Genomic DNA, 861 nt, shown 5'->3' on the forward strand with positions numbered 1-861 from the left:
GCGGGCGGGCTGTTCGTGCCGGTGGACTCCCAGCGCGACGTGGTGGACCTCATCCAGGCCTTCGCCCTGCCGGTGGTGCTGGTGGCGCGGGCGGGCCTGGGCACCCTCAATCACGTGGCGCTGTCGCTGGAGGCGCTGGCGTCCCGGAAGCTGTCCGTGCGGGCGGTGGTGCTCTCGCGCGGGGTGCCCGGAAGCGACCTGGCGGAGCGGGACAACCGACGCTACCTGGAGGCCCGCCACGGGGTGGAGGTGCTGGGTCCGGTGCCCCATGTGGTGGACGCGCAAAGGCGCCATCTGGCGTTCCGGCGCGCGCTGGCGCCGCTGGTGCCCGAACGCGCGCGGGCCCGATAAATCGGCCTCCGCCGCGTTCGGCTTCCGGGCGGGTGCTACAGGTCGCGCAAGTTTTCGCGTGGTGGTGGCCGCGAAATGGACGATCCGTTTGTTCCGCGCGAGAAAGCCGGCACGAATGGCGGACATCATCGACATCACGCTCCTTGCGGACGTCCGGCGCTTCTTCCAGAAGCTCATCGAACAGCGCGGTCTGTCCTACTTCCTCCAGAAAGACGGACCGCGGTTGTTCCAGCTCGAGCCCTCCAAGGTCGAGCTGGTCCTCCGCACCGCGATGCGCACCCGTGACCCGGAGCTTCCCCAACCGCACGAGAAGGCCATCGAGCACTGCCGGCAGGAGCTGCGCCGCGAGCTCATCCGCCGCGTGGCCAGCGCCATGCTGCAGACGGGGCTGTGAGCCGCTTCTCGCTCCGCACCGCCTTCCCACGCACGCCCAATCCGCTGTCCCAGGCCGTCGCCGAGCGCCAGTCGCGCGGGCTGCCCCTGCTGGACCTCGCGGAGAACAACCCCACC

2 protein-coding genes are annotated in these 861 nt (G+C 70.6%); both read left to right on the forward strand.

Features of this window, described 5'->3' with window-relative positions:
* A partial coding sequence (gene bioD, locus D7V93_RS43560; protein WP_147451704.1) for an ATP-dependent dethiobiotin synthetase BioD occupies window positions 1-351 on the forward strand: 351 nt, incomplete at its 5' end.
* Window positions 352-466: 115 nt separating this feature from the next.
* A complete protein-coding gene (locus D7V93_RS43565) occupies window positions 467-745 on the forward strand; it encodes a hypothetical protein (RefSeq protein ID WP_120616301.1) in 279 nt (92 codons plus the stop codon).
* The last annotated feature ends 116 nt before the right edge of the window (window positions 746-861 follow it).

Source organism: Corallococcus llansteffanensis, assembly GCF_003612055.1.
Lineage (GTDB): Bacteria > Myxococcota > Myxococcia > Myxococcales > Myxococcaceae > Corallococcus > Corallococcus llansteffanensis.